The organism is Clostridium sp. (assembly GCF_051650885.1).
In the GTDB taxonomy this organism is placed as follows: Bacteria; Bacillota; Clostridia; order Clostridiales; family Clostridiaceae; genus Clostridium.
The window spans coordinates 1-6,471 of sequence record NZ_JBOFRG010000369.1 but is presented as its reverse complement, the minus strand read 5'-3'; the positions used below and the strand labels follow the sequence as shown (position 1 = coordinate 6,471).

The 6,471-nt window shown below is 29.8% G+C and carries 6 protein-coding genes; 1 reads left to right on the top strand and 5 read right to left on the bottom strand.

What is annotated here, in order from left to right:
- The first annotated feature begins 102 nt into the window (after positions 1-102).
- A complete protein-coding gene (locus tag ACRC28_RS19035; RefSeq protein ID WP_438545033.1) occupies positions 103-792 on the top strand; it encodes a pseudouridine synthase in 690 nt (229 codons plus the stop codon).
- Between the two features lie 39 nt (positions 793-831).
- Here ACRC28_RS19035 and ftsZ read toward each other — a convergent pair whose 3' ends face one another.
- The 5 genes from ftsZ to ACRC28_RS19010 form a co-directional block, all read right to left on the bottom strand.
- A complete protein-coding gene (gene ftsZ / locus ACRC28_RS19030) occupies positions 832-1,965 on the bottom strand; it encodes a cell division protein FtsZ (protein ID WP_438545032.1) in 1,134 nt (377 codons plus the stop codon).
- Positions 1,966-1,978: 13 nt separating this feature from the next.
- Positions 1,979-3,259, bottom strand: coding sequence for a cell division FtsA domain-containing protein (locus ACRC28_RS19025; protein ID WP_438545031.1), 1,281 nt, complete (start codon positions 3,257-3,259; stop codon positions 1,979-1,981).
- A 127-nt stretch (positions 3,260-3,386) separates the two neighbouring features.
- Positions 3,387-4,439, bottom strand: coding sequence for a type IV pilus twitching motility protein PilT (locus ACRC28_RS19020; protein WP_438545030.1), 1,053 nt, complete (start codon positions 4,437-4,439; stop codon positions 3,387-3,389).
- 86 nt (positions 4,440-4,525) lie between these two features.
- Complete coding sequence (gene sigK, locus ACRC28_RS19015; RefSeq protein ID WP_438545029.1) at positions 4,526-5,227, bottom strand: RNA polymerase sporulation sigma factor SigK; 702 nt, start codon at positions 5,225-5,227, stop codon at positions 4,526-4,528.
- Positions 5,228-5,366: 139 nt separating this feature from the next.
- Positions 5,367-6,471: penicillin-binding transpeptidase domain-containing protein (locus ACRC28_RS19010; RefSeq protein ID WP_438545028.1), on the bottom strand; the 1,105-nt coding region annotated here is incomplete at its 5' end.

The window sequence follows — 6,471 nt, the reverse complement described above, 5'->3', positions numbered from 1 at the left end:
CCCCAATTTTTTTATACAAATATAATTTATATATATTATGCTATAATTTTAAAAGAACCTATATATTTCTATATAGATTTAATTAGAAAGGATTTTATATTAATGAGAATAAATAAACTTTTTAGCAATTATGGTATTTGTTCAAGAAAAGAAACAAATATCTTAATAAAAGATAATCGTGTTAGTGTAAATGGAGAGCTTGCCTTTGAGGGACAGTGGGTTGAAGAAACAGACTCTATCTTATTAGATGGAATACCCCTTAAGAAGGAACCGCCTATTTATATAGCATTTAATAAACCAGTAGGCATTTTATGTTCTTTAGATTCTTCTCGCAAGGATAACATTCAAGATTTTTTAAATTATCCAAAATACATCTTTCCGATTGGTAGATTAGATAAGGATTCTAATGGACTTATTCTTTTCACTAATGATGGTGATTTTGCAAATGCTTTAATTAATTCTGAAAATCATCATGAAAAAGAATACATTGTTAAAGTTAATCGACCTTTTTCTGATGATTTTCTAGCCTCTATGTCTAATGGAGTTCCTATTTTAGATACTATAACAAGACCTTGCAAATTGAGAAGAATTTCAGAAGATACCTTTTCAATAACCTTAACTCAAGGTCTAAATAGACAAATTCGAAGAATGTGTCTTCATTTTCACTTTAAAGTTATTTCTTTAACTAGAATTCGTATTTTAAATATTCAACTTTCTAGTTTACCTAGTGGTGAATATAGATATTTAACTTCTGATGAATTAAAAAATCTAAATAAACTTCTTTTAAAATAAAAAAAGCCTCCTATCATTGTGATAGAAGGCTTTTTCCTATTATCTTTTTCTTAAAAATGTTGGTATAGAAAGATCTACATCATTTCCATATGAATCGTCAGAAATACTAGTATTTTCTTCTGTTACAGCAACTTCTTCTTTTGCTACTGTTGCTGTTTCTTGTACCACTGGCTTTTCAATAACCTTTTTTATTTCAACTTTTGGCTCTGCTGCCATCATTTCTTCTTCAAATCCTGTTGCAATTACAGTTATTCTTATTTCATCATTTAAGCTTTCATCAATAACTGCTCCAAATATAATATTTGCATCTTGGTCAACAGACTCTCTTATAACATCTGCAGCTTCATATACTTCTAATGCTCCAAGGTCTGCTCCACCAGTAAAGTTTAAAATAACTCCACTAGCTCCCTCAATAGATGTTTCAAGAAGTGGTGAACCTATAGCTTCTCTTACAGCATCTGCTGCTCTATTATCTCCACTACCATGACCAACACCCATGTGTGCTAATCCTTTATTTAACATAACTGCTTTTATGTCTGCAAAATCCGCATTAATTACCCCTGTTATTGTAATAAGGTCTGAGATTGCTTGAACCCCTTGTCTTAATACATCATCAGCAAGTTTAAACGAATCTAATAAAGTTGTCTTTTTATCTGCCATTAATAATAATCTTTCATTTGGAATAATTACTAATGTATCAACTTTTTCTTTTAATTTAGCTATACCCATTTCGGCATGTCTCATTCTTCTCTTTCCTTCAAATGGGAAAGGTTTAGTAACAACACCAACTGTTAATATATCTAATGATTTAGCAAGTTCAGCTACTACTGGTGCAGCACCTGTTCCTGTTCCACCACCCATACCAGCAGTTATGAATACCATATTAGCTCCCTTTATAGTAGCTTTTATTTCCTCTATACTTTCTTCTGCAGCCTTTTGTCCAATTTCTGGATTTGCTCCAGCACCAAGACCTTTTGTAAGCTTATCTCCAATTTGGATTTTTTGATTTGCGTGTGATAACATTAAAGCTTGCTTATCAGTATTTATAGCTATGAACTCAACATTTTTAAGCCCTTCAACTATCATTCTGTTAACAGCATTGCTTCCTCCGCCGCCACATCCAATAACCTTTATATTAGTTAATTCTTGCATATCTACTTCAAAATCTAACAAACTAATTCCTCCCTTAGAACATATCTCCTAGAAAACTTTTTAATTTTCCGATGATACTTTTATTTTCACTTTCACCTTTTTTTCTCTCTACTTTTTCTTTCTCTTTTCTATATGACTCTTCATCTGTCTCTTTCACATTAAACTGTCTCGTAAAGTTTAAATTTTCTTCATATATTAATTCTAACCTATCATGCACCTCTTTAACAATAGCTAACGAAGTAATATTTGAAATATTTTGCATTCCAAAGTCATTTTTTGTTGCGAGCATTATCTTTTTATCTCTAAACTTTTGGTGTACAACCTCATTTATACCTTCAAAATTGGCTATAGCGTCACCACATAAAATTATACTACAAATATCCTTATAATTTCTAGCTTTTTTTAATTCATTTTTTACATAATTAAGAATTTCTTCAATTCTTGCTTCACATACATTGTAAAAAAGCTCTTTATCTACATTTTTTCCCTTAATAAGAACCTCTTTTGTTCCTTTATCCTTCATAGCACTTTTATAATTTGAACTAAATGTTTCCTTTATACTTTCTGCCTCAAATAATGGTAACGCTAAACAAATTGACAAATCATTTGTTATGTTCTTTCCACCAAGTGGTATTGATATAAGCTCTTTTAATCCTTTTCTCTCAATTACTGAAATTTCAGTAGCATCGTTTCCAATTTGTACTAATGCACAATCTTCCTTTAGCATTTTCTCTGAGAAAAACACTTTTCTTAATGCAATTTGATTTATTATAAACCCTTTAATAGAATATTTAGTTCCTTTAACTAGCTTTCTGTATGTATTCAAAACGTCTAATTTTACTTGTATAACTGAAAGGTTTAATTCTAATACAACACCTTTCTTTGAAACTACTGTATTTATGCTACTTTTCCCATCAAGCTTGTAATAATTTATAATTATATCAACTATTTCATATCCTTCTTTAGGTTCAACTTTTGCTTTAACTTCATCTAATATTTTCTTTACATCTTTTACTTTTACTATATCTTCTATCATTATTTGCGCTGGTATTTCATAATGTGTAATATTATTAATTGGTAATCCAATATATATATCATTTATTTTTTTTCCTGTATTTTCTTCTAACTTACTCAAGGCTTCTTCAAAATAAATTCTACATTTATCTTCATCTACTATTACCCCATTTTCTACACCACGCACATTAACACAAGAACTTCCTAGTATCTCAACATCTTCACCTTTTCTGCTAAAGCCCATTGATGTTGAAATTTTATGTGTTCCTATATCTACGGCTGTAATTAAAAATTCTTGCATTTTAAAGCCTTACCTCCTACTTTTTTTAAAAATCCTCTTTTTATTATACCTTGTAATTCTCTTTTTATAATAGATAAAATAATTAATAGTTTATTAATTATTTTATCTATATCCCTTTAAATACCTTTTAATACCTCATTAATCTATCAAACATTTCCATATCTACTGAATAATCCTTTGCAACATCATATGCTACAACGCCATTTTTAACTAATGTTGCAAGAGCCATGTCCATTGTTTTCATACCCTTTGATGCTCCTGTTTGAATACCAGCTTCAATTTGGTGTGTTTTACCTTCACGAATTTGGTTTTGTATAGCTGGTGTTATAGTCATTATTTCTAAAGCAGCTGATCTTTTTCCTTCTGTGTTTGGAATAAGTTGTTGTGAAATTATACCTTGTAATACAGCTGCTAACTGTACTTTTATTTGTTGTTGTTGATGTACTGGAAATACGTCTATAATCCTGTCAATAGTTTTGGCAGAACCTATTGTATGAAGTGTTGATAACACTAAATGCCCTGTTTCTGCTGCTGTAACTGCAATACTAATAGTCTCTAGATCTCTCATCTCCCCTATTAGTATAATATCTGGATCTTCTCTTAGTAATGATTTTAATGCTTCGCTATAGCTTATACTATCATTTCCTATTTCTCTTTGATTCACAATACACTCTTTATGGGAATGTAAATACTCAATTGGATCCTCTAATGTTATTATATGCTCATTTCTTGTTTTATTTATTTCATCAATCATTGCAGCAAGTGTTGTACTCTTACCGCTTCCTGTTGGTCCTGTAACTAAAATAAGTCCTCTTCTTTTTTTGCATAGTTCCTTTAATATACTTGGATGATTTAAGGCTTCTAAAGTTGGTGTTTTAGAATTTACAACCCTTAATGCTATTGCATCAGATCCTCTTTGTTTAAATATATTAACCCTGAATCTTCCCATATTTTCTAAAGAATATGCTAAATCTATTTCTTTATGCTCGTCATATTCTTCAAATCTATCCTTTAGTATCTCCTTAGCAAAATTTCTTACATCCTCTGCTGTTAATATCTCTTCCCCTAGTTTTCTTAAATGTCCACTCATCCTAATCATTGGAGGAACTCCAACTGTTAAATGAAGGTCTGACCCTCCTTTTACTACTGTTTCTGTTAAAAGTTCATTTAATAAATACATTACGTCCCCCTATCCGATAGATTGTTCTATACTTATGTAAGCATCATCTCTATTAAATCCCTCCTTTTCAAGAGAGATTTATTCTTTTACATACTCTTTGAGTATAGAACCTTATACAATTTTTTTAAAGCTTTCTTTTCAATCCTTGAAACATAAGATCTTGATATGTTTAAAAGTGTCGCAATTTCACGTTGCGTCTTACATTTTCCATCCCTTAATCCATATCTCATTATTATTATATCACGTTCTCTTTTACTTAGTGAATCCTCCATTTTATTATAAAGTGCTTTTATTTCTAAATTACTTTCCACTTTCTCTAAAACTGAGTCTTTTTCACTACTTAAAACATCAATTAAACATATTTCATTCCCTTCTTTATCTACTCCAATAGGATCTTGAAGATATACTTCTCCTTTTTGCTTTCTATTGTTTCTAAATAGCATAAGAATTTCATTTTCTATACATCTAGATGCATAAGTTGCAAGTCGTGTTCCTTTATCGACATCAAAAGAATCGATAGCTTTTATAAGACCAACTGTTCCAATAGATATAAGCTCATCTACATCTTTATTTGGAAATGAATACTTTTTTACTATATGAGCTACTAACCTTAAATTTTTTTCTATCAATATACTTTTCGCCTTTTTATCTCCATTCTTTAATAATCTTAAGTATTTTTCTTCATCTTTTTCATTTAATGGAGTTGGAAAAGTATTGTTATTAGAAATATAGCCTGTTAAAAAAAATGTGCTACACAACAAATCAATAAAATTAGATATTACTAACATTATTTGCCTCCTAATAGTGCTTACTATCATACTATGTACTTCCCCCCTTAAACTTTCTCTTATAAAAAGCATAAAACCATGTTTTTTCAGAAAACACGGTTTTTAATTTACAGTATATTTACTTTGAAAATTTTTCTTTTTATTTTTCTAATTCTTTTACAATATCACTAAATATAGGTGCTGCAACTGTACTTCCACCTACAACTTTTCCTTTCTCTTCTTCTACATTAGGTACAACCACACTCATAGTATATTTTACTCCATCAATTTCAAAAGCACCTGTAAACCAACAGTGAGTCTCATTTTGAAATGTACCTGATCCTGTTTTACCATAAACTTCTTTTCCATTAACTTTTGCTAACTCTCCTGTTCCATATAAAACAACATCTTTCATTCCATCTTTCACCATATCGCTAGTAAGCTTGCTAAATATCATCTTACTCTCACTTTTCATCTCTTGTATTACATTTCCTTCTGAATCTGTAATTCCTTCTACTATACTCGGCTTTATATATATACCATCGTTTACGAAAGTATTTATGGCTCCTGTGATTTGAATAGGTGTTACCGTCATACTTTGCCCAATAGCTAAATTATCTACACCAGCATCTTCTTTCATATATGTTCCTTTTGCTTCACTTTTATTTTTACTATCAATATTTAAAACCCTCTCAAACATTCCAAGTTTCCTAGAGTAATCTAATACAACTTCACTTCCAAGCTCTCCACCTATATATCCAAAAATATCATTACAAGATTCAACTAATGCCTTTTTTGATGATATATTTCCATGGAATACATTTTTACATTTTTTCCCTCTGCATGTGTATGCAGTTTCTGGTGTTATTACACCTTCCTCCAAAGCTATTCCGTAGGTTATAAGTTTAAATATAGATCCTGGTTCATAACCAATACCCTCCATTCCAAGATTAATATTTGCTTCACTCTCATCCTTTTGAGTTAATGAACGTATTTTTCCATTTTTACTTTCTAAAAGAATTACTCCTATATTTTCATACTTCTCATATTTTTTGTCTAATGTTACTTTTTTTATTTTAGTTTGTAATTCTTTATCTACTGTTAATTTTATATTTTTATTTTTTTCATTTTGAACTAATTTTTTATTTGTATAAACCGTATTATCATCTCTATAAAAATTCACCTTTGGAAATTCATTATTTTCAATTTCACTTTTAATCATATAATCTAAACTACCTTCCGTAGCTTCCATACCATCTAAATTT